Annotated in this window: 21 protein-coding genes; 9 read left to right on the top strand and 12 right to left on the bottom strand. The window is 51.4% G+C overall.

The genetic code is table 11. The features are described from left to right. Window positions 1–26: 26 nt before the first annotated feature. Together PsAD5_RS22635 and PsAD5_RS22630 are read left to right on the top strand one after the other, a co-directional pair. Window positions 27–680, top strand: a complete 654-nt coding sequence (locus tag PsAD5_RS22635) for a ribonuclease HII (RefSeq protein ID WP_063293759.1) — start codon at window positions 27–29, stop codon at window positions 678–680. A gap of 44 nt (window positions 681–724) precedes the next feature. Then, window positions 725–1,786: an FRG domain-containing protein gene (locus PsAD5_RS22630; RefSeq protein ID WP_153041416.1), complete on the top strand. Its 1,062-nt coding sequence runs from the start codon at window positions 725–727 to the stop codon at window positions 1,784–1,786. 76 nt (window positions 1,787–1,862) lie between these two features. Here PsAD5_RS22630 and PsAD5_RS22625 read toward each other — a convergent pair whose 3' ends face one another. Further along, window positions 1,863–2,126 (bottom strand): hypothetical protein, encoded by a 264-nt coding sequence (locus tag PsAD5_RS22625; protein ID WP_208981728.1) that lies wholly within the window; start codon window positions 2,124–2,126, stop codon window positions 1,863–1,865. A 418-nt stretch (window positions 2,127–2,544) separates the two neighbouring features. Between PsAD5_RS22625 and PsAD5_RS22620 the strand changes: the two genes are divergently transcribed. Further along, window positions 2,545–3,531 carry a hypothetical protein gene (locus PsAD5_RS22620; protein ID WP_063293757.1) on the top strand — a complete coding sequence of 329 codons (987 nt, stop codon included), beginning with the start codon at window positions 2,545–2,547 and terminating at the stop codon, window positions 3,529–3,531. A 100-nt stretch (window positions 3,532–3,631) separates the two neighbouring features. On the opposite strand, the gene PsAD5_RS22615 is transcribed toward PsAD5_RS22620, so the two are convergent. The 7 genes from PsAD5_RS22615 to PsAD5_RS22585 form a co-directional block, all read right to left on the bottom strand. Further along, complete coding sequence (locus tag PsAD5_RS22615; RefSeq protein WP_063293756.1) at window positions 3,632–4,117, bottom strand: F0F1 ATP synthase subunit B family protein; 486 nt, start codon at window positions 4,115–4,117, stop codon at window positions 3,632–3,634. Between the two features lie 11 nt (window positions 4,118–4,128). After that, window positions 4,129–4,680: a F0F1 ATP synthase subunit B gene (locus PsAD5_RS22610; protein ID WP_063293755.1), complete on the bottom strand. Its 552-nt coding sequence runs from the start codon at window positions 4,678–4,680 to the stop codon at window positions 4,129–4,131. Window positions 4,681–4,780: 100 nt separating this feature from the next. Next, complete coding sequence (locus PsAD5_RS22605) at window positions 4,781–5,008, bottom strand: F0F1 ATP synthase subunit C (RefSeq protein ID WP_008549639.1); 228 nt, start codon at window positions 5,006–5,008, stop codon at window positions 4,781–4,783. Between the two features lie 73 nt (window positions 5,009–5,081). Next, window positions 5,082–5,849 (bottom strand): F0F1 ATP synthase subunit A, encoded by a 768-nt coding sequence (locus tag PsAD5_RS22600; protein WP_063287232.1) that lies wholly within the window; start codon window positions 5,847–5,849, stop codon window positions 5,082–5,084. A gap of 52 nt (window positions 5,850–5,901) precedes the next feature. Then, window positions 5,902–6,276: an AtpZ/AtpI family protein gene (locus tag PsAD5_RS22595; protein ID WP_108817844.1), complete on the bottom strand. Its 375-nt coding sequence runs from the start codon at window positions 6,274–6,276 to the stop codon at window positions 5,902–5,904. A gap of 196 nt (window positions 6,277–6,472) precedes the next feature. Continuing rightward, window positions 6,473–9,931: a chromosome segregation SMC family protein gene (locus PsAD5_RS22590; RefSeq protein WP_063293754.1), complete on the bottom strand. Its 3,459-nt coding sequence runs from the start codon at window positions 9,929–9,931 to the stop codon at window positions 6,473–6,475. 93 nt (window positions 9,932–10,024) lie between these two features. Continuing rightward, a complete protein-coding gene (locus tag PsAD5_RS22585) occupies window positions 10,025–10,666 on the bottom strand; it encodes a DsbA family protein (protein ID WP_057462890.1) in 642 nt (213 codons plus the stop codon). A gap of 509 nt (window positions 10,667–11,175) precedes the next feature. Between PsAD5_RS22585 and PsAD5_RS22580 the strand changes: the two genes are divergently transcribed. Beyond that, window positions 11,176–11,667 carry a hypothetical protein gene (locus PsAD5_RS22580; protein ID WP_153040715.1) on the top strand — a complete coding sequence of 164 codons (492 nt, stop codon included), beginning with the start codon at window positions 11,176–11,178 and terminating at the stop codon, window positions 11,665–11,667. 35 nt (window positions 11,668–11,702) lie between these two features. On the opposite strand, the gene PsAD5_RS22575 is transcribed toward PsAD5_RS22580, so the two are convergent. Then, the gene (locus PsAD5_RS22575; RefSeq protein ID WP_082826820.1) at window positions 11,703–12,239 is read right to left on the bottom strand and encodes a DUF721 domain-containing protein; all 537 of its coding nucleotides are present in this window, start codon (window positions 12,237–12,239) and stop codon (window positions 11,703–11,705) included. A gap of 137 nt (window positions 12,240–12,376) precedes the next feature. Between PsAD5_RS22575 and mutY the strand changes: the two genes are divergently transcribed. Then, the gene (mutY, locus tag PsAD5_RS22570) at window positions 12,377–13,429 is read left to right on the top strand and encodes an A/G-specific adenine glycosylase (RefSeq protein WP_063293752.1); all 1,053 of its coding nucleotides are present in this window, start codon (window positions 12,377–12,379) and stop codon (window positions 13,427–13,429) included. A gap of 64 nt (window positions 13,430–13,493) precedes the next feature. On the opposite strand, the gene PsAD5_RS22565 is transcribed toward mutY, so the two are convergent. Beyond that, window positions 13,494–14,972, bottom strand: a complete 1,479-nt coding sequence (locus tag PsAD5_RS22565) for an AMP nucleosidase (RefSeq protein ID WP_063293848.1) — start codon at window positions 14,970–14,972, stop codon at window positions 13,494–13,496. A gap of 304 nt (window positions 14,973–15,276) precedes the next feature. Here PsAD5_RS22565 and PsAD5_RS22560 point away from each other — a divergent pair, with 304 nt between their 5' ends. From PsAD5_RS22560 to PsAD5_RS22550, 3 genes are all read left to right on the top strand, one after another. Then, window positions 15,277–16,497 carry a glycerophosphodiester phosphodiesterase family protein gene (locus PsAD5_RS22560; RefSeq protein ID WP_063293751.1) on the top strand — a complete coding sequence of 407 codons (1,221 nt, stop codon included), beginning with the start codon at window positions 15,277–15,279 and terminating at the stop codon, window positions 16,495–16,497. Between the two features lie 424 nt (window positions 16,498–16,921). Beyond that, window positions 16,922–18,019 (top strand): site-specific DNA-methyltransferase, encoded by a 1,098-nt coding sequence (locus tag PsAD5_RS22555; protein ID WP_063287226.1) that lies wholly within the window; start codon window positions 16,922–16,924, stop codon window positions 18,017–18,019. Window positions 18,020–18,258: 239 nt separating this feature from the next. Continuing rightward, entirely contained in the window at window positions 18,259–19,023 is a 765-nt protein-coding gene (locus PsAD5_RS22550) for a hypothetical protein (RefSeq protein WP_063293750.1), read from the top strand. Window positions 19,024–19,067: 44 nt separating this feature from the next. Here the strand turns inward: PsAD5_RS22550 and tyrS are convergent, their stop codons facing one another. Then, window positions 19,068–20,339 (bottom strand): tyrosine--tRNA ligase, encoded by a 1,272-nt coding sequence (tyrS, locus tag PsAD5_RS22545; RefSeq protein WP_063293749.1) that lies wholly within the window; start codon window positions 20,337–20,339, stop codon window positions 19,068–19,070. 233 nt (window positions 20,340–20,572) lie between these two features. Beyond that, on the bottom strand, window positions 20,573–21,271 hold the full coding sequence (locus tag PsAD5_RS22540; protein ID WP_063293748.1) for an HAD family hydrolase: 699 nt from the start codon (window positions 21,269–21,271) through the stop codon (window positions 20,573–20,575). Between the two features lie 211 nt (window positions 21,272–21,482). Between PsAD5_RS22540 and PsAD5_RS22535 the strand changes: the two genes are divergently transcribed. Then, on the top strand, window positions 21,483–22,412 hold the full coding sequence (locus PsAD5_RS22535; RefSeq protein ID WP_063293747.1) for an alpha-1,2-fucosyltransferase: 930 nt from the start codon (window positions 21,483–21,485) through the stop codon (window positions 22,410–22,412).

Raw genomic sequence — 22,412 nt, 5'->3', positions numbered from 1 at the left:
TGCCGGGCTGCATGGCAATGAGGGGCATGTCGTATTTTGCAAACTCCCTCTTTGATATCGCCTTTCCTGATGCTCCAGACCTGCGCTTTGAGCGCTCTGTTGAGCAAGACCTGCAAGGGCGGTTTGCCGGTATTGATGAAGCCGGGCGCGGGCCGTGGGCTGGCCCTGTGGTGGTTGCTGCTGCCAGCCTCGACTACGACAACCTGCCAGAGGGACTGAACGATTCCAAGAAGTTGACCGAGGCCAAGCGCGAGGAGCTCTTTGAGCAGATCCTTGAGATGGCTGATGTGAGTGTGTGTGTGCAAAGTGCGCAGACCGTTGACCGGATCAACATTCGCGAAGCAACCTTGCAGGGCATGCGCACCTGCGCCCGCTCGCTCAGCGTTCCTGTGAAACGGTTCTTCATTGATGGCAAGGATGTGCCTCATCACCTGCCACAGGAAGGGCAAGCGTTGATCAAGGGTGATGGCCGCTGCCTCGCCATCTCAGCTGCTTCCATCGTTGCCAAGGTGACCCGTGACCGCCTGATGGTGAAGATGGACAAGCATTTCCCGGAGTACGGTTTTGCCAAACACAAAGGCTACGGCACCAAACAGCATCAGGAGGCGCTGGCCGCCCACGGCGTAACCCCGCTCCACCGCTGCTCCTTCCGGCCTATTCGGGAGATGATTGAGGGGTAAGAAAATACATCATATTATTGTACTTAAAGAAGCAGGTCTTTTTCATGAAATCTGATCTTAAATCTATTGTCCGTACTCAACCAACCCTTACTGCTCAAGAATTTTACGATTATCTCATCAAACGTCAGACTGCAGATCCAGACCAAGAAGGTCGTTTACTTTTTAGAGGACATAAAGACGCCTCTTTCAAACTTATTCCATCTGCTTTACGCCCTGATGCTATGCCGTGGTTTGACAACGTAAAACCATTTCGTGGCAACAAAGAACTAGCAATCCTTATTGAATTCTATCGTAGGGCGACAGAGTTGGGGTTAGATCTGCCTAGAGTTCCTAGTGAAGTTCATCGCAGCCTTATGGAGGCTGACGAGAACTCTAGTGCGAACTTATCGCCTTGGTTTCCAAATGAAAATCTACGCGAATTGATTGCCTTAGCACAGCATTACGGGATGAAAACCAGGCTACTAGATTGGACACGCTCTTCTGGAGCTGCCATGACGTTTGCCGCTTCAGGCGCGTTAAATATAATTAATGAGCTGCTAAGAGAAGGGCAGCCTAGAGCAAGAGCCGATGACAACTTTTTAAAAGAACTATCATTTCAACAAATTCATGTTTGGGTACTGAACAGAGACCGAGCCAAGTCGATTTCTAAAAATGCAATGGCTTGTCTAAAGAATGAATACTCACGTAAAGCGATGCCATTTGATATCGACTTTGTTGAACCTCCGACACAAAGTAACAAAAATATCGTCGCGCAGCTCGGTGCATTTACATTACACCAACCACACATCATGAATGAAAAATGGGCACACTTAGACAAAGTAAACCTGCCTCTTGATGAAGCAATACTCTGCTGCCATCGTTTCTTGGAAGTGCATAAGGATCTTAGCAATGCAGATCGCCTCCAAATGATTTTGGAGTGTGTGACTCTCCCCATTTTGGAAGTTCCAAAGCTACTTCGTATTTTGAAGCAGCATAATATGGATTCTGCAAAGCTGTTTCCTGGCTTTGAAGGTTGCGTTCAAGCTGTAAACGACACCATCACATTGAAGCACGTACAAAGCAAACTCGACAGCCTCGCAGTAGGGGTAAACTTGGAGACAATTTAGCCACGCATCTCTCCGAAGTCAGAAAGAGTGCGACATGACTTAGCTGAACTAAGAGGATTTCAGAGCTGTCCGCAGCTTATCCAAAGTGCTTTTGCCAAGTTTCCTGCGTTTGCAGAAGTAAACGCTGTATGTCGATCATCTCCGCCGATGATCCGCTCGTGGATATTTTGATTGGTGCGCCCTTCGTGTAGAATTTATCTATCTCCGCATTTGCCAACCTAATAAAACTGCGCGCTTCTTCGGCGTTGACTTGCCTTCCTTCATCAACCTCAATGCGAACAGAAGTGAGTGGTTTGGCGAGTGAAAAATTAGCGTGGCTCATCATTTGGTCAAAACTCATAAATTAAGCAAAATTCAGAATTCAATAAAGCAATATATATGCCACTAAAAAGTGCAGGAAACTGGCGTTCTTAAAGTACTCATTTAGCCCTCGCGGCAGAATTTTCTGCAATTCGTGGGAGGTCGGCACTTCTTTTAGGGACGCCACTATTGGTGTTCATGTGATCGCTTAGAATTGTGCATGGAAATGTGTGTTTCGTACTGTCAGCGATGATATCGACTAGCCGTCAGAGCTAACTAAAAAGAGGAGTTCTTGCGTTGAACTCAAGCACACAGACTTTTCCAATGCTCTCGCATTATAACGCAGAGTTGAATGACCTAGCGGCACTTACTCGCCTTTGAGTGCATTTTAACACAACCCAGAGGCGTAACAGCTCACATCATGGCGGCATTGCAACTCTAAATTCAGGAGCATTGAAATGCCAGCTATCACAGGTGCCGTGCGGAACGAGACCCTCCCAGTCCAACCACAGGCGGTTCAAAACACTGCCAAGCCGGCTGATCTACAAGAGACGTATAAGGAACGTCATCTTGGAGATCTTGGTATCAACGTAAAATACAATCCTGCTATTCCGGAGCGGCAAGTGGATTCCAGTCTTGCTGCAGTTTCTGTTCATCGCATGGTGAATGACAAACTCGGAATGACGACAAACGCGCTTCACAATGTCGTGGAGGGCGGCAAAGATGCAGTGTTGTCTGCTAAAGCGCCGTTCCTAACCAGCGCCTCACCAGCTCAGGAAACAGCTGGTACACACAAGTCAGTTGCTGCCTCCCCTGCTGATATCGCGAATTTGCCTGATGGGTCATATCTGCAAACGCAGGGCAGATGGCTGGATGCTTCAACCGTACAGGTTCCTGCACCCGGAAACGTATTTGGCGCAAGCGGACTGTTTGCCTCCGCTGAGACAAGCCTCGACATTCCTCTTGTGACGCCAATCAGTCCTAATCGGGATGACATAGCAGCGGCCTTCGGGGTCAAAATCTTCGATGAAGGACAGACAGTCCCGCTGAAGTTTGATGGCAATCTGAATGCTGTTGAGTATGAGTTTGGCAAGGCCTATCCGCAGTACCGGCTGGATGTGGCGAATGGTTTCTTTATTGAGACGCACGACTTCCCGCATGTGTTCATGCCAGCTTCTGAACAGAGTGAGATTGTGATCACTGTAGGGACGCAGCTTGAAGAAGATCAGTTTGCTCTCACCAACTTCCTTGTTCCACATGGCAGCGGTATTCTGGTGCCCGGGAACACCATTCACGCTGATGCGTTCAGCTCAGGCAGCATCATTGCGTTGTTGACGCACTGTACGGAAGCGGATGTTGTTTTGATGCACCAGCCGGATGACAGCCCATTGCCAATTAAAATCGACACCTCAGAACGGTTGGGACTTGCTGAATGGCATGTCTAGTTTGTTATCAGGACGCTGAAGCCAAGTAATGTTTAGACAAAGAAAAAGGCTCCCGAAATTCGGGAGCCTTTTTTGATATTCTTGTCAGAAATTTTGAGGATCAATTCAGGTTTTCAGAAACCTGTTTGATGCTCTGCTTGAGCACTTTATCCTGAACTTCTTCTTTGGCAGTGCTGGAAGCGACGATGGTTTCAGCTGCCTGAACTGCAACATCTGCAGCACGGGAGCGAACCTGTGCAATCGCATTTGCTTCAGCCTGAGCGATTTTCGCTTCGGCTGCTTTGGTGCGACGTGCAATCATCTCTTCGAGAGCTGCCTTGGCTTCTTCAGCCAGACGATCAGCTTCAACTTTTGCGTCAGCAACGATCTGATCTGCTTCCGCTTCAGCCTCTTTACGCTTGCGCTGGTACTCGGCCATCAGAGCCTGAGCTTCTTCACGCAGCTTACGGGCGCCTTCAAGCTCTTGCTTGATGTTGTCCGCTTGCTGGTCAAGCATTGCACCAACCTTGCCAGGTACTTTCAGGTACCACAGCAGGGCAAAGAAGAGGATGAGACCAACGAGTGCCCAAAGGCTTGCATCGAACATTCTGTCACCCCTTACTTAAGTGCAGCATCAACGGCTTTGGCAACTTCAGCTTTCGCTGGAGTACGGCCACCGATAAGTGCCTTTACAAGCTCGCCTGTTGTCTCGGCGGCGATTTCGCCAACATGAGACAGGCTTTCAGCTGTGATCTTGGAAATGCTCTGTTCAGATTCGGAAAGCTTGGCTGCCAGCTGCTCTTCAGCCGCTGCGCGGGCGCTTTCTGTTTCTGCTTTCACTTTAGAACGTGCATCATGAGCCATGGTAGTGGCTTTTTTGCGCGCTTCAGCTAGAGCACTTTCGTAGGATGCAATGGCTTCATCTGTCTCTTGTTTGAGACGGGATGCTTCTGCCATATCACCTGCGATGCGATCGCGACGATCTTCAAGGATACCGCCGATGCGTGGGAGGACCACTTTCGACATTACCCAGTAGAAAACGCCGAAGGAAAGAACCAACCACAACAGCTGAGACGGGTAAGTCGTGCTGTCGAACGGAGGAAAGCTACCGCCCTCCTCTACAATGCCAACTTCGGCAGTTGTATTCAGGTTGCCTTGAGTATTCGACATCAACTTCTCCGTGAACGCTCTTCGTAACGTTTTATGACTTTAGAGACGGTCCCTACCATGAGGAACCGTCATCATAAAACGCTCTAATCGTTGTCGTCGATTATACTGCGAACAGCAGCAGAAGTGCGACGAGAAGGGAGAAGATGCCGAGAGCTTCGGTCACAGCAAAGCCGAGGATGAGGCGGCCAAACTGTCCATCTGCAGCAGATGGGTTGCGCAGTGCGCCGGCAAGGAAGTTGCCGAAGATGTTACCAAGACCGAGAGCTGCACCACCCATACCAAGGCATGCGATACCGGCACCGATGTATTTTGCTGCTTCTGCTTCCATGACAAGTGCTCCTAAACTAGCAAATTCGTCTATGACTTTGTTTTGGGTTTGAAACCCGGATTCTACACGTTACTTAGTGGCTCGGATGGAGCGCATCTGCAAGATACATGCACGTAAGAACGGTAAAGACGTAGGCCTGAAGGAATGCCACGAGGAACTCAAGAGCCGTGATGGCAACTGTAAGTATCAGAGGCAGGATCGCAGATGCGATGCCAACTGCACCGAAGCCGGTGAGCATGACAACAAAACCTGCAAAAACCTTCAGAGTGATGTGACCAGCAAGCATGTTTGCGAACAAACGAACGGACAAGCTAACTGGACGTGAAAGGAAAGAGATAACTTCAATCGCGGAGACCAGAGGAATAACCCCAGCTGGAACGCCACTTGGGACGAACAGCTTAAGGAAGCCTGCACCGTGCTTGAAGAAACCGTAGATCGTTACAGTGCCAATCACGAGAATTGCGAGTGCAAATGTCACGATGATCTGACTTGTAACGGTGAAGAAGTATGGGAACATCCCGAGCATGTTTGCAACGAATACGAACATGAACAGGGAGAAGACGAGCGGGAAGAACCGCATTCCGTCATTGCCTGCTGATCCTCGCAATGTGGCAGCAACAAACTCGTAGGACATTTCCGCCATGAGTTGAGCGCGGCTTGGGACCAGACCACGTCTGTTGGTAGACAGAACGAGGAACAAGGTCGCTACAGCGACGGTGACAACCATGAACAAGGAAGCGTTGGTAAAGGAGAAATCAACACCGCCAATCTCCACAGGAAAGATCTTGGAGATATGAAACTGGTGGATCGGATCGATCGCGTTGCCTGAATTTCCAGCCACAGGTAGTACCCCTGAAGTGCCAATTTACGAGCGCAAGAGCGCGATGAATTAGTTAGTCCTGCTTCTTGCCGGAATTCATCCGTCTTTCAGGACCGGCGACTTTGCCCGCCTCCCGAAGGACGTTTAATATTCCCGCAACAAAGCCAAGCATAAGGAGAATTATCATCCCCCACGGCTTGGTCCCGATCCAGCTATCCGCCATCCAGCCGAGTGCCCCCCCGACAAAGATAGCGGCAATAAACTCGGAAGACATCTTCCAAGCCTGTGACAAGCCTGACATCGCGCTGGTCTTGTTCGGTTCCTCTTTAGCAGAGGCTTCGTCCAAGCGTGTATCCAACGTTTTGCCGAGCTTTTCTAGCCGCTCAGACAGGTGACGATCAGTTTCTTTCATGTCTTTTTCACTCTGCTTATTCTCATCGGGAGACATGTTCATTCTTCCTAGATACCGGCAGATAGTTCAAAGACATGGATGCCCCTGAAAGTCGGGGGCACCATAATGCTCGTGATCTGCACTGTCAAGGTTAGAGCTACTTAAGCTAAATAACTGATATCTAAAGAGTTTCCAGAGTTTCTAACAGAGAATACGTATAAAGGATACTTTCAAGGCCGTATTGTACCCTATTTTAGGCCGGTTCGGTGAATCGTTCAGCCGTCTCAAGATCTACTGAAACGAGCTGTGAGACCCCTCTTTCAGCCATGGTTACACCAAACAATCTGGACATGCGCGCCATGGTAATCGGGTTGTGCGTGATGACGGTGAAACGCGTTGCCGTGTTCTGCGCCATATCCTCCAGCAAAGCACAATAACGCTCAACATTGGCATCGTCCAACGGAGCGTCAACCTCATCCAGAACACAGATTGGGGCAGGGTTTGTAAGGAAAACTGCGAATATGAGCGCCATGGCGGTGAGAGCCTGCTCACCACCTGACAGCAGTGTCATGGTCTGCGGCTTCTTGCCCGGAGGGCGTGCGAAGATCTCCAAACCCGCGTCGAGCGGGTCTTCCGCATCCACCAGTTTCAGCTCTGCTGTTCCACCGCCGAACAAGTGTGTGAATAAACGCTTGAAGTGGTCGTTGACCTGATCAAAAGAGCTCAAGAGACGCTCTCTCGCTTCCTTGTTCAGGTTCATGATTCCTGTGCGCAACTTCCTGATGGCCTCAATCAGGTCGTCTCTTTCGGTGATCAGCGTGTCTCGCTGCTCTGTAATTTCGTGCATTTCCTCATCAGCACACAGGTTTACGCCTCCCAGACGTTCCCGCTCAGCCTTCAAACGATCAAGCTTACGTTCGGCGCCTTCGGCATCCGGCAAAGGCGCGTCTTGTGACAGCCCGGCCATCTCATGCAGGCGAGAGACATTGACCTCCAACACTTCATCCACGCGGCGCTCAATTTCCAGGCGGCGCTCTTTGGCTGCTTCAAGACGCTCTTCTGCGCGGACCTTACGCTCGCGAGCACCAGATAAGCCTTCCATGGCTTCACGGGCCTTCTGGTCGGCGATCAGCTGGCGCTTTTCACCTTCCGCGAGTTTGTCATCAGCTGCCTTGCGCGCACTCTCTGCAGATGTGAGGCCATTCATCAGGTCCTGACGTTTGTGCTCGATCTCTTCTGGGCTCTCCAACAGGATGAGACGCTCTTCTGCGGCATCATCACGGCGCTGGCGCAGGACGGAGATTTGCTTGTCTGCGTTTTGCGCGCGCTGAACCCAGTTCTGTCTGTCGCGTTCAATGGTTTCAAAGCGCCGCGCACGCAGCTCCCCTTCCCGCTTCAGCGCATCGGTGGCTCCTTTGGCCTCCGCCAGTTTGCTGCGGCATGTGGAAACATCTTTGGACGCACTTTCCAGCTCAGCTGTTACGCCTGCAATATCCGGCAGTTCTTCCAGAGCGCTCTCGGCTTCTTCGAGCGAAGCTGCAGTCTCTTCATAATCTTCATTTGCGCGGCGGAGCTGTTCTTCAAGCGTTGTTTTACGAACCGACAATTCTGTCAAGGCGCGCTCAGCAGTCGCGAGCTCTTCCCGCAAGGCGACAATGCGAGATTGCTCCAGACGCAGTTTTTGACGCATGTCCTGTTCAGCAACTTCGGCCTGACGCCTGTGCTCGGTCGCGGTCTCCAGCGCTTCTTTCTTTGCTTCCACCAGATCCCTCGTCTGTTCGACAAGGTCTTCCAGTTCCGCCAAGCGGTTTCGTTGCGCGAGGCGTTGTGCAGCTGGTGTTGGTGCGTCTGCTGCGATGATCAAGCCATCCCAGCGCCACAGATCCCCTTGCTTGCTGACCAGTCGCTGGCCAACATTCAGCTCTTTGCGCAAAGCTGAGCCGTGTTCAGCCTCAATCAGGCCAACCTGAGCGAGACGGCGTGCCAGCTCATTGGGCGCCTGCACATATTCGGAAAGCGGTGTCGCACCTGCTGGAAGGGCAGGATCACAGCCCGCCCCGGCATTCAGGCTCCAACGGACCGGCGCATCTTCTTCCATTGCAGCATCAAGGTCTTCGCCCAAGGCGGCACCCAGCGCTGTTTCCAAACCCGGGTTCACGCTCATGCGGTCTACAGCGGGTGTCCAATCTCCGCTTTGGCCAGCAGAAAGGACGGCCTGCAGTGTCTTGGCTTCTGTCTCATATCTGGAAAGAGCTGAATGTGCTTCATTCAATGGAGTGCGGCAGTTGTTTTCCGTTTCGCGCGCCGTTGCCAGAGTTTCTTCTGCTTCGACTGCGGTTTCTTCTGCTTCAGCCAGTTCTTCCAGAGCCATTTCCAGCTCTTCGCGCTTATCGCTTGGGCCACTGGCGGCTTTAATATCTGCCTCAACAGCTTCAAGCTGGCCTTTGAAGCGGTCTGCTGCTTCTTTAAAGCGGGCGCTCTTTTGGCGGATGCCTGAGATCTGGTTGTCGAGCTGAGTGTGCTTGGCGAGGAGGCTGGCGTGATCCTGTGTGATCCGCGAGTGTTTCATCTCGCTGGCATCGAGATTGTCTTCCGCGATCAACACCAGTTCTTCGGCTTCAGCCGCCCGCTCGTCCAAAGTCTCGGCAGCTTCGAGGAGTTCTTGTTTTTCCTCTTCCAGCTCTTCCAGATGACTGGTGTTTTCGCTGGCAAGTTGGGCTTCGCGCTCGATGTCTTGCTCCATCTGAGCAAGACGCGCCTGAAGGTCCATCAGCTTTTCTTTGATGCGCCGATCTTCTGACTCAAGATCATTCTTTGCGATAATCAGATGTTGGAGCGCAGCAGCAGCACCACCGGCAGCTTCTCGGAGCTTTGGAATTTCATGGGCAGCGAGGGCCTGCTCTTTCGCAGTAGAGGCCTGAAGACCGGCGATGTCTCGCATACCGATCTCAGCATCCGCATATTGCTTGCGGGCAGCATCCAGCGCGGCTGTTGCTTCCTGCCAGCGCAGATACAGGATCGTCGCTTCGGCCTTGCGGATTTCTGAAGAGAGGTTGCGGTAGCGGGTGGCTTGTCTTGCTTGCCGCTTCAGGCCGTCGAGTTGTCCTTCAATCTGAACAACCACATCTTCCAGACGTTCCAGATTGGTTTCAGCAGCCCGCAGACGGATTTCAGCTTCTTTCCGGCGACTGTGCAGGCCGGAGATGCCAGCGGCTTCCTCCAGGATCTTTCTGCGCGATGTTGGTTTGGACGAAATCAGTTCGCCGATTTGCCCCTGTCGCACCATTGCCGGTGAGCGCGCGCCGGTGGACGCGTCGGCAAACAGCAGCTGTACGTCTCTTGCGCGGGCGTCCTTGCCGTTGATCTTATAGACAGAGCCAGCTTCGCGCTCGATGCGGCGGGTGACTTCCAGCGTGTCACTGTCGTTATATCCAGTGGGGGCTGTTCGATCTTGGTTGTCGAGAAAGAGCGTCACTTCGGCTGTGTTACGCGCCGGGCGGTTGAGGCTGCCCGAGAAAATTACATCATCCATTCCGGAGGCGCGCATGTTCTTATAGGAGCTCTCTCCCATAACCCAGCGCAGCGCTTCTACAAGATTGGACTTTCCGCAACCATTGGGCCCGACAACACCTGTCAGGCCGTCTTCAATGACAAACTCCATAGGCTCAACAAAGGATTTGAACCCAAGGACACGGAGGCGCTGAAACTTCATAGAGCGCCCCCTACTCTTACATCAGGGTGTAAGCGATCATACGCGCATAGATCTGCGAGCAGGAGATTCAGCCCTGAGGGCTGCCCGCTTGTCTTACAGATTCTTATCCACGTACTTGCTGAACTCCTCAAGAGAGAGTGCTCCGCTTACTTTTTCACCGTTGATAAAGAAGGTCGGTGTTGAATCTACACCCAGCGTGTCTGAGCCGTAGTCACGAACTTCGGTTACTCCGTCTAGTATTTCCTGATTCGTCAAGCAAGCCTTTACAGCTTCTTCAGTGAAACCGAGCTGCTTGCCCATATTCAACAGGGCGCTGTATGGATCATTGGTGAATGCCCAGCTGCGCTGCTGTTCGAACATCAAAGACATAATATCGAAGTATTTGTCTTCCGGTGCACAGCGCGCAAGCATAAAGCCAGCTGCGGCGACTGTATCCAGCGGGAATTCACGGAAGATGAAACGCACTTTGCCGGTGTCGATGTATTTCTTCTTCAGCTCTTTATATGTGGTGTTGTGGAAGTTGGCACAGTGACCACATGTCAAAGAGGCGTATTCAATGACAGTGACGGGAGCGTCTGCCTGGCCGATAACCTTATCACCCAACGGGCCAACCTTATTCAGGTCTGCCTCGGAATAGGTCTGTGCAGAGGCAACAGTTGGCATAGCGGCAAAGGCAAGAGAAGCGGCTGTAAGAGCACTGGTGCGCTCAAGAAACTTACGGCGAGAGAGTGTCACGTTTTTCTATCCCAAGTTAAAATGTGTTGCCCTGTTGGCTGACCCGGCGCGTTTATCGCCATAAAGACAGCCAGCATCTGGTCTGGAGTATAACCACTCCAACCCAAGAGCCATTGATCACAAACTGGTGAACATCCGCAGAATACAGCCATGCCCACAGCTCGCTTTCCAGCAACGATTGGTTTTCAGGAAACTATGGCAAATACTTGTCGGATGCTACCGAATATCCTGAGTAGTCATATTAAATTTTGGTAAGGCAGCCGGATTGACGCATACGTTAGGCGAGAAAACGATTTTCTTCGTTTAAAACAAAGGACTTCTGCCATTTCGCGGTAAACGGGCAGAGAGCCCTCCAAGATATCCGCTATGATTAAATTTACACTGCTAATACATACCCACAGAATTTATGCATGGAAAACAACAATAATTTCTCGTGTTGTTTTGTTTTTGCCTCATTAATGAGTTATTAAATATTTATAGAACTCTCTAACAAGATATACGGATACATTATGAAGCGCTTGACTACTTTAATGCTTCTCAGCACACCACTAATTGCCTGCCAAGCCTCTGTATCTGAAGATTTCGTCGAAGCTATACCTACAACTACTCAAGAAACGACGATTGAAACGACTGCTATACCTGCAAAATCCAATACAATTTATACAGGCACCGCAGATTTGGGCGCACTTACCTCTACGAACTGGGTTGTCAGCGAGGGCAGCGGAAACAGCTCAGCTCCTTGTCGGGTTCAGTTTAGCAAGACCCCGTCAGGCGCTGCTGTTGTGACACCAGCGGTGACCAGCAGTTTTCCAAACGGACATGCAGCAACAAGCGGCTGCACCAATGAAGAGCTGAGCAGCGTGACGGCGTGGGCGGTGAATGGTGATACCATTGAGCTGCGGAATGCGCAGGAAACAACGACAGCCTATCTTTTGATGGAGCGCCCTGACCTTTTGCTGGGATATACCGCAAAGGGTCATGATCTGGTGGTCAGCCAGTAATCACTCATTCAGAACTGCAGGTCTTTAAGGATGGATCAGGAGTTGCTTGCAGGTGTGCGGGCAATGAGGTTCTTGCCGAGCTTTTCCAGCGCATTCTTCAACCGTTCATCAGAGACTGACGCAACCTTCTGCTCGATGCGGCGGTTTTCAATTTCTGACAGCTCACGAAGCGGTTTTGGTGTGATCTTTTTGGTTCTGAGCGCCGGACGCTGCACAACCTTGATGCGGCCAACCGCATTCCAGCCTAAAAAGGCGTTTATCCGATCTCGCAGTTGTGGAGCTTCATGCGTGAAGAACAAAGCAGTGGAGCCATCCGCATGAACAAGAAGTGTTGCAGGTTCTGCAACCGGCTCTCCTTCAGAGCTTTTGGCTCTTGGCCAAACAAGCCTACCGGGCTGTACTTTTCCGTGATACTTCTTGCCGACAAGTTCTGGCCAGGCGGTGAGAAGGTCGGCACTGGCAAATCCGCGCTTGCGCGCGACAGGGTGCATGGTCTTACCAATCAGCTCGTTTAGCTGATGGCTTGATCTCCTGGAAACCCGATTTTGCGCAGTTGCTTTCATCGTCTTCATCACGCCATTAGATTAAGGCACATATATGACCATTGCTTTATATTAGTCTTAATTCAGTCCCGTTTTCCGCGGTACCATGAATTACCAAGGGAACCCCAATTATTTAGGGATCAAAACCAAGGTTAACCCACAAAACCATGCAAGATAATCTAGTTGTTCTTTACTGGTATGACAGAAATTCTCGCCAACTGCCATGGCGAACAGCTCCTGCTGATATACTTTCCGGTGTAAAACCAGACCCTTACCATGTCTGGCTCTCAGAAATCATGCTTCAGCAGACTACTGTTGCGGCAGTGAAAAACTACTTCAATCTCTTCATAAAGACATGGCCAACACTTGCTGATATGGCCAATGCGGAGGAAGAAGACATCCTAAAAGCGTGGGCTGGGCTTGGTTATTATTCCCGTGCAAGAAATCTGTATAAGTGTGCAAAATTTGTCCAATTGCATCACAATGGGCGTTTTCCTGAGGAAGAAGAGCGGCTTTTAAAGCTCCCGGGCATCGGTCCTTACACGGCTGCTGCAATCTCCACGATAGCCTTTGGGCGCCATGCTGCTGTGGTTGATGGCAATGTGGAGAGGGTTCTGTCCCGCCGCCATGCATTGCTGACAGAGCTCCCTGCTCTAAAAGCTGAAGTGAAGCCCTTGATGGCTGAAGTGACGCCGCATGATCGCCCCGGCGATTTTGCGCAGGCCATCATGGACCTTGGCGCCACAATCTGTACACCGAAGTCTCCGGCCTGTGGCATCTGCCCGTGGATGGATGTTTGTGAGGGTCGCAGGCAAGGCATTGCGGACACGCTGCCACGCAAAGCCCCCAAGAAGGTGAAACCGACACGACGCGGTATGGCCTTTCTGCTCAGCGATGCACGTGGCCGCATTCTTTTGCGCAAACGCGAAGATAAAGGACTGCTTGCTGGCATGAGTGAGCCCATCACCACGCATTGGGCAGATAATGCAGCGATGGAAGACCTCTCACATGCTCCGATCACTGCGGACTGGGTGCGTACGCCGAAGGATGTGAAGCACACTTTCACGCATTTCCATCTGGAAATGAGCGTCTGGCAGGCACAGGCACCAGCACATTATGACGAGCCTGACGGCTATTGGTGGTCAGCACCAGATGAGCTTGAGGGAGAAGCCCTGCCAACAGTGATGATGAAAGCGCTGAAGGCCGGCGGCGTGATTTAAGTGCGCAGCAAAAAGCCGGGTCTGGAGCCCGGCTTTTCTTGTTTCTACAAATGCTGATCAGTGCTTATTGGAATGCGGTTTCCATGAAGCTGCGGAGTTTGCGAGAGTGGAGCCGTTCCAACGGCATTTCCCTCAGGACCTCCATGGTCTTCACACCAATTTCCAGATGCTGGTTCACTTGCGTCCGGTAGAAGTCTGTCGCCATGCCGGGCAGCTTCAATTCCCCATGCAGCGGCTTGTCTGATACGCAGAGCAAGGTTCCATAAGGAACGCGGAAGCGGAAACCGTTGGCAGCGATGGTTGCAGATTCCATATCCAGCGCGATCGCACGGGACTGAGAGAAACGCTGCACCGGCTCGCGGTGGTCGCGCAGTTCCCAGTTGCGGTTATCGATGGAGGCTACGGTTCCTGTGCGCATCACACGCTTCAGGTCATAGCCGCTGTAACCGGTGGTCTTTTCAACGGCATCTTCCAGCGCGACCTGCACTTCTGCCAGTGGCGGGATTGGAACCCATGTTGGCAGGTCAGCATCCAGCACCTTGTCTTCACGCACATAACCATGAGCCAGTACGTAATCACCGAGCTGCTGGCTGCTTCTAAGCCCAGCGCAGTGGCCGAGCATCAACCAGGCATGTGGGCGAAGCACTGCAATGTGGTCGGTGATGGTTTTTGCATTGGACGGGCCAACACCGATGTTCACCATGGTGATACCGGAGTTATCTTCTCGCAGCAGGTGATAGGCTGGCATTTGTGGCAGGCGCGGCGGGGCCACACCTTCGCGCGGTTCTTTATCACCTGCGTAGGTGATGAGATTACCTGGCTCGACAAAGGCTACATATCCGCTCTCCGGATCATTGATCAGCTCTTTTGCCATCTGCGCAAAGCCATCAATGTAGAACTGATAGTTTGTGAAGAGCACGAAGTTCTGGAAATAGCGCGGCGCGGTTGCGGTGTAGTGCTGCAAACGATGCAGGGAATAATCCACGCGCGGAGCCGTAAACGGCGCCAGCGGCTCAAAGCCATCTTTCGAACGGTAGGTGCCATTGGAGATAGCATCATCCATGACGGCAAGATCCGGCACATCAAACACATCACGCAGCGGGCGCTCTTCGCTGGATGGCAAAGCGCCTTCCACGTGTGCGCCATCATAAAAGGCAAAATGCAGCGGGATCGGCTGATCACTTTCAGCGATCACCACTTCAAGGCCGTGGTTTTTGATCAGGAGATCAATCTGATGTTCCAGGTAGTTCTTAAACAGATCAGGCCGGGTGACTGTGGTTTTGTATTTGCCAGGCCTCGCCACAAAGCCATAGGACAGGCGCGTATCAACGCGGATGTGGCTGGAAACTTCAAATCGCAGTTCCGGGTAAAATGCTCTGACCCGGGTTTCCGACATGCTGCCCTGTGCAGCCTCTTTAAAATTCTCACGTAGAAAGTCAGTCGCCCGATCAAACAGATAGATCAGGTGCGCAACAGCTTCACTGGCATCTTTAAAGGATTGTGGGGGAATTGTCTCAGGCGTACGGATGGAACGGCTTTCCATCACAACGTCGCTATCGGATATAGTCGACACGTTCGGTTTCTCCTCTTTCGTGTCACTATATATCTGAGGGATGTTTACGACAGGGTCAAGACAAACTGCGGACAAATATGGTTTATTTTTTAGCGAGTGAGGATATTTTCACGCAGCGTCAGTTTCAGCTCTGCACACAGAATTGAGATTCATAGCTACATATTTACCCTTATCTCCTTCAGTTTATTCTGTAAAACTATCCTGAAAATTGCATGGGCGAGTTCTAGAGGCACTTTGCAGGACTACGCTTCAGATGATCGGGAGGGATCTTTTTATGCACTTTGTTCGTACTGCTGCGCTTGGTTTGGTGGCTGGCACCTGCCTTACTGTGAGCGCACAAGCTGCCCAGTTGGGGCCGCGGCCTGCTTTTCTCGTTGAGCAGATGCAAGAGAGCCCGTTGAAGGATAAGTTGCGCGCCTGTATCGGCAATCCTGCAAAGGCTTCCAGTTTCACGATCGGGCACCGTGGGGCTCCCCTGCAGTTTCCTGAGCATACTTTAGAGTCTTATCAAGCTGCAGCTGTGATGGGTGCGGGGGTGCAGGAATGTGATGTTACCTTCACCAAGGATAAGGAGCTGGTCTGCCGTCATTCTCAAAATGATCTGGCGACCACCACAGATATCCTCGCGACTGATCTGGCAAGCACGTGTGTTGCTCCGTTTACTGCTGCTGCCAATGGCGAGAAAGCAACGGCAGAGTGCAGAACCTCTGAGATCACATTGGCGGAGTTCCAAGGTCTCACCGGCAAGATGGACGCCTCTAATCCAGCTGCAACAACGGTTGAGGACTTCCTGAAAGGCACAGCTGACTGGCGCACAGACCTTTATGCGGCAGCTGGTGCTGGCGGCACTTTGATGACCCATGCTCAGTCCATTGAGCTCTTCAAAGAACAAGGCGTTAAATTTACGCCGGAGTTGAAGCGCCCGAGCGTGAAGATGCCGTTTGACGGGTTCACTCAGGAAGATTTCGCTCAGAAGCTGATTGAAGAGTATAAAGCAGCAGGTATTCCGGCTTCTGACGTTTATCCGCAGTCCTTCTTTTTGGATGATGTGCTGTACTGGATCAAGAATGAGCCTGAGTTTGGAAAGCAGGCTGTGTTCCTTGATGGCCGCTTCCGCATGCAGGGCTTTGACACATCTGATCCAACCAGTTTCAAGCCGTCCATGGCTGAGTTGAAAGAGATGGGCGTGAACTATATCTCCCCTCCTCTCTGGATGCTTGTCACTCTGGATGACGGGAAGATCGTGCCGTCGGCTTATGCAAAGGCTGCGAATGAGGCTGGCATCAAGATCTTTACCTGGACGCTGGAGCGCTCTGGCCTGCTCTCTCACAACAAAGGCGGCTGGTATTATCGCAGCATCAATGATGCGATCACCAGCGAAGGCAGCGTTTATGAACTGCTGGATGTGCTGGCACAGGATGTGAAGGTGAGCGGTGTGTTTTCTGACTGGCCAGCGACAGTCACGTTCTACGCCAATTGCATGGGGATTGAGTAAGCCCCTCTCTTGCACTGATTTGCAATTTGGAAGCGCGCTTTACATGGCGCGCTTTTTTTTGCGCTGTCCGCAGCGTAAGCCCTGCCACACTCGTTAACCGATTTGCCCGCTGTCCCCGCAGTGCGTTTACCTTGTTCTTTTTAGCCAGCAAAAAAGCTTGACTCTCAAAAAAATATTTAGGGTCTCTATTTTCGCCATTTTAACTCCTCATAAACCTCTACCCCAAGGGAATCTGCGGCCGAATATTAATGAGGGTTAACTTCGAGACGAATATTCGAATCTGTAAATAAAGCGTTGATTCTAAAAGAATAAAAGATATCCACTATTAACCTCTGGTTTACCATAGTGGGTAACCATAGCACTCATGAATTGCGTGAGGTGTTGCGTCGCAATGAGAGTACAGCGTAAAGAAGGGGTGTCCTTGATGGCACCCCACATTTCCACCAAGCCAGACTGGCTTGATACAATTATTAAGGGCGACTGTGTTGAGGCTTTGAACAAGCTTCCTGACAACAGCGTGGATGTGGTTTTCGCCGATCCCCCTTATAACCTACAGCTGGGCGGAGATCTGCACAGACCTGATCATTCGAAGGTAGATGCCTGCGATGATCACTGGGATCAGTTCTCCAGCTTTAAAGCTTATGATGAGTTCACTCGTGCTTGGCTGCAAGCGGTTCGCCGCGTGTTGAAGCCAAACGGGTCCATCTGGGTTATTGGCTCTTATCACAACATTTTCCGCGTTGGTGCGGTGATGCAGGACCTTGGGTTCTGGATCAACAATGATGTGGTTTGGCTGAAAACAAACCCGATGCCGAACTTCCGTGGCAAACGTTTTACTAATGCTCATGAGACGCTCATCTGGGCCTGCCCTTCACAAGAGAGCAAGCCGACCTTTAACTACGATGCGATGAAGACGTTTAACGACGATCTTCAGATGCGGTCTGACTGGGTGCTGCCTATCTGCACTGGTCACGAACGCCTGAAGGACGACAACGGCGACAAAGTGCATCCAACTCAGAAGCCGGAGAGCCTGCTTTACCGCGTGCTGCTCTCCACTTCAAACCAGGGCGATGTGATCCTTGATCCATTCTTTGGCACAGGCACCACTGGTGCTGTTGCCAAGAAGCTTGGCCGCCACTTTGTGGGATGTGAGCGTGAAGACTCTTACATTAAAGCAGCTTCCGAACGGATTGACCGGGTTACACCTGCCAACGATGATTTTCTGGCGATGACACAAGGCAAACGCTCCCTTCCACGGGTTCCGTTTGGCAATTTGTTGGAGACAGGATTATTGACACCGGGCGCGGAACTGACCGATGCGCGTGGACGCTTCAAGGCTACGGTTCGCGCCGATGGTTCCTTGATCTGCGGCGAGCATTCAGGATCCATCCATAAGGTGGGTGCGCTCGTTCAGGGTCAGCAAGCCTGCAATGGCTGGACCTTCTGGCACATTAAACGTGGCAAGGCTCTTGAGCCGGTTGACGCCCTTCGGGAAGTCGTCCGCTCGCAAATGCCTAAGTAGCGTCTTACACAGTTCGTGTGGCGACCTCGCCCCACGGTTTACAGGGTTTGTCCCTGCTTCATATCCATATGACTTGGCCCCTGCCTTTCTAGGCGGGGGCTTTTTTTTATGGAAATTACAAGGGCCTCGTCAACGAAAAACATCAGAGCGGTCTCAACTTACCTTTCACATTAGGCGACCGGCTTCGTCCTTCTTTAAGCGTCCTAACTAAATTCACATAACCAATAAAGAAAATGAAAATGCCCGATCCAAATTCTACACCATTTCCTGAAATTCTAGAAGAGAACTTGCTCTATGGCACAATGATTGTCCATCCAGGCACTTTCTTTTTGCGCCAACCTCAAATTCCAAGCCTATACTTCATGGGTTACAACGGACGGCTGGTTCGTGTTCGTCCATACCATCCAGATGGATTTGGAATCTTTACCAAAGACAACCCCCGCATCATTCCCCATATAGGTTTGGGAAATGGGAGAGGAACTTTCGAGCAAAACTGGGAGTTTGGCTTAGTTCAACCAACATTTGCTGTGGAGGATCATCCAACATCACGCGTTGATATAGATGATCTAATATCCAACATGGAGGCCTTTCACAGGATATCTATGAAGCAACTTCATGAGCCAGAAGGCATACCTGATGATATTGGCACAGTGCAAGTTATTGATGGAGAACTGTCTGGATTCTTCTTCCAAAGAGATGACACCACAAGAAAATTTAATGTAATCAACGCCTACGACGGTAACGAGGAACGTTCGCATTTTGGTCACGCACTCGTTTCAGCACAGACAGTAAAAGAATATTATTCAAATTATCTCGGCCATATATTTGAAAATCTATTAGCTCTAGGAGTCAACACTCAATACTTTCCTGTTTTCAATCGTGATACGAGTAGAGTTGCGCATAAACCCGTACTTCCTAACCATCAATACTATCCACAAACGATGGTACCAGAAGACGACCAACTTGACGTGCTGTTAGGGTGGATACAATCTTTTGAAACGTGAACTTTATTAAGGGGGCAACTCCTTGTTAGCCCCCCTATATTTGATTACACGAACTCCACCAATGCCTTACGCCGCTTGCCGACTGCAAGGGTCAGTCGCTCGCCCGGCTTTAGGTCGCCCTCAGAAATCATCCGAGTTTCTTCCAGAACGATGGATGTGTTCAAGCGGACGCCGCCGCCGCGGATGAGGCGGCGGGCTTCGCTGTTGGTGGTGGCGAAGCCGGTTTTAACCAGTAGGTCCAGTAGGCCGAGTGGTTTGGCGAGGAGGGACAATGGCAGCTCGTGGGTTGGTTGGGTGAGGTCTTCCTGACCGCTAAAGAGCGCCTCGCCTTGCTGGAGAGCAGCTTCTGCTGCGGCTAGGCCGTGGACGATGCCGGTGACTTGTGTTGCCAGTATCTTCTTGGCTTCGTTCAGCTCTTGCCCCTGTAAGGAAGACAGGCGATCAATCTCGCCCAGTGGCAGATCGGTGAAGAGTTTGAGCAATCGCGGCACATCTGCATCGTCTGCATTGCGCCAGAATTGCCAGAAGCCGAAGCTGGACAGACGGGACGGGTTAAGCCACACCGCTCCTTCTGCAGTCTTGCCCATTTTGCTGCCTGAGGCTGTTGTCAGCAGTGGCAGTGTGAAGCCGAAGAGCTGGCTACCGGAACGGCGACCAAGGTCTACGCCATTGACGATGTTGCCCCATTGATCGGAACCGCCGATCTGCAATGTGCAGTCAAAGCGCTGGTTGAGCTCAACGAAATCAACGGCTTGCAGCATCATGTAGCAGAATTCGAGTACGGAAAGTGGCTGTTGTGCCTCAAGGCGAGAGCGGACGCTGTCGAACGTCATCATGCGGTTGACGGTGAAGTGCGTGCCGAAGTCGCGTAGGAACTCAAGGAAGCGGAATTCATCCAACCATTCCGCGTTGTTGACGATCTGGCCCTGCCCTTCAGACAAATCAAAGAGACGTTCTACGGTTGCGCGGATACCTGCAAGATTATGCTCAATCTGGGCATCATCCAGCAACGGACGACTTTCACTGCGGAAGCTTGGGTCACCAACGCGGGTTGTACCACCGCCCACCAACAGGATTGGTTTGTGCCCGGTTTTCTGCAACCATCGCATGGCCATTAACGGCAACAGGTGACCGACATGCAGGCTGTCTGCTGTCGCATCAAATCCAGCGTATGCAGTGATAGGACCTGCTTGCAGTTTTTCGTCCAGCGCTTCCAAGTCCGTGCATTGATGCAGGAAGCCGCGATCGATCAGCAGCTGAAGAGCTTCGGATTTAGGGCGGAAGCAACGGGTGGTATCGACAACAGTGTGTTTCATAATTCTCTCCTACGCCGCGCAGGAGAGCTAAAACACGAAAGCCGCCTACGCGGCGGCTTTTGGTTCTGACCTCAATTTTACATGAGTTTATAGGAACGCGGCCGCCGATATGTCGGTCGCATAATAATAAACTGCAGAAATGATGGTCAGGTTCTTGCTCATGCCCAAGTGTATGACCGCAACGCCCCTGCCCTGTCAAGAAAGTTTTGGCAGTTTGTGCTGCCTGATGATCTTCAGGCTGTACTTTTGAGCATATTCAGCTTTTTGATGAGATCGGCTAACTCTTTCATATTATTAAAGATTGCCATTGGGTTTTGCTGTTCAAGACGGCTGTGCAAATCTGCGTTGCCGTGGGAGGCTCCGGTGAAGCCGAGGGCGGTCATGCCTGCTGCTCGGGCGGCTTGCAGGCCGAGGTGGCTGTCTTCAACAACCACGCATTTCTCCGGAGCGACGCCCATCTCGCTTGCTGCTTTCAGGAAAACGTCTGGTGCCGGCTTGCCCTTTTCAACCAGGTCTGCTGAGAAGTACTTGTTCTCAAACCGGTCGTATAGGTTTGTTAGTTTGAGCGTATGTTCCAAGCGATCCATGGAACTGCCGGAGGCGATGCACATTTGCAAATTTGGGAATGAGTTGTCTAACTCATGCAAGGCTTCATGGATACCAGCAATTGGTTTGAGATGCTGCTCAAAGGCTGCCTTTAGCGCCTCATCCTGATTTACGAGTGCCTCGTGGTGGCGAATGTTGACGCCAATTTCCGCTTCAACCTGGCCAAATACTTCTGCTGATGACACGCCGCAGAAGCGGGCGATCATTTCTTCCGTGCTGATGGGGTATCCAGCTTTGGTGAAGCCTTCGGCCTCTACCTGACAGCCAATCCACTCGCTATCAATCAAACAGCCGTCGCAATCCCAAATGAGTAAATCGTAGTTCATAAGCAAATCCAATTGGTTATATCGAGTGCAGTGTTGTCAGCAAGAATGGCATTTTCATGATATCGCTGGGGTACATTACAACTTATCCTCGCAGACCTAGCACGGTTTCAGCTCGACCTAGGAGATTTACTCCCAAAAACCTAGTAGTGAGCCTTTGCCAAAGCTCCGGTAGGCTGAGGGGTAAACACGCTGATTTGTGTACGGGGGACGTATGTCAGTTGCTTCTCAGGTGCGAAAGTCTGGTGCTGCGCGACGGCGCAAGCTCAAACCAACATTGATTGTCCGTATCCGCGGCGGCATTGGCAATCAGCTTTTTCAGTATGCTTTCGGGCGGAAAATCGCGCTTGAAACGGGGATGAAACTTCGTTTCGACCACAGTGAGTACGCGCAGTATTTCAACCGCTCCTATTGCCTCAACCTTTTCAAAACGCAGGGCTTATCTGCTACTGAATCTGAAATGTCCGCAGTGCTTTGGCCTGCGCAGGCCTTTGGGCAAACCGTCAAGATATGCCGCAAGTTCTATCCCTTCTACCAGCGCCGCTACATCCGCGAGGATGAGTTGCTGCGAGATGGAGATACGCCCGTCTTCAAGCAAAGCGCTTATCTGGACGGGTATTGGCAAAAGTGGGAGATGCCATTCTCCATCATGGAGCAATTGCGAGAAGAGATCACGCTCAAGAAACCGATGGTGCTTGAGCGGCTGAAACTGCTGCAACGGATTAACTCAGGTCCGTCTGCTGCCCTCCACGTACGTTATGGCGATTATAGTCAGGCTCACAACTTGCAGAATTTTGGACTGTGCTCTGCTGGCTATTACAAGGGCGCGATGGATTTCCTCTCAGAGCGCATTCCCGGCCTGACCTTCTATGTCTTCTCTGACAGTCCTGAACGAGCGCGTGAGGTGGTTCCGCAGCAAGACAATGTGTTTTTTGCGGATCCGATGCAGGATGGAAAAGACTATGAAGATCTGATGGTTATGTCATCTTGCGATCACATCGTCACCGCCAACAGTACCTTCAGCTGGTGGGCTGCTTTCTTAAACGGGAATGAAGAGAAACACGTGATAGCGCCGCTTAAGTGGTTCAAGAACCCCAATCTGGATGACAGTTTGATCGTTCCGCCGCACTGGCAGCGATTATAG

Source organism: Pseudovibrio sp. Ad5, from assembly GCF_001623095.1.
Classification (GTDB): Bacteria; Pseudomonadota; Alphaproteobacteria; order Rhizobiales; family Stappiaceae; genus Pseudovibrio.
The sequence above is the reverse complement of the archived record's forward strand: the minus strand, read 5'-3'. Positions and strand labels throughout refer to the sequence as shown.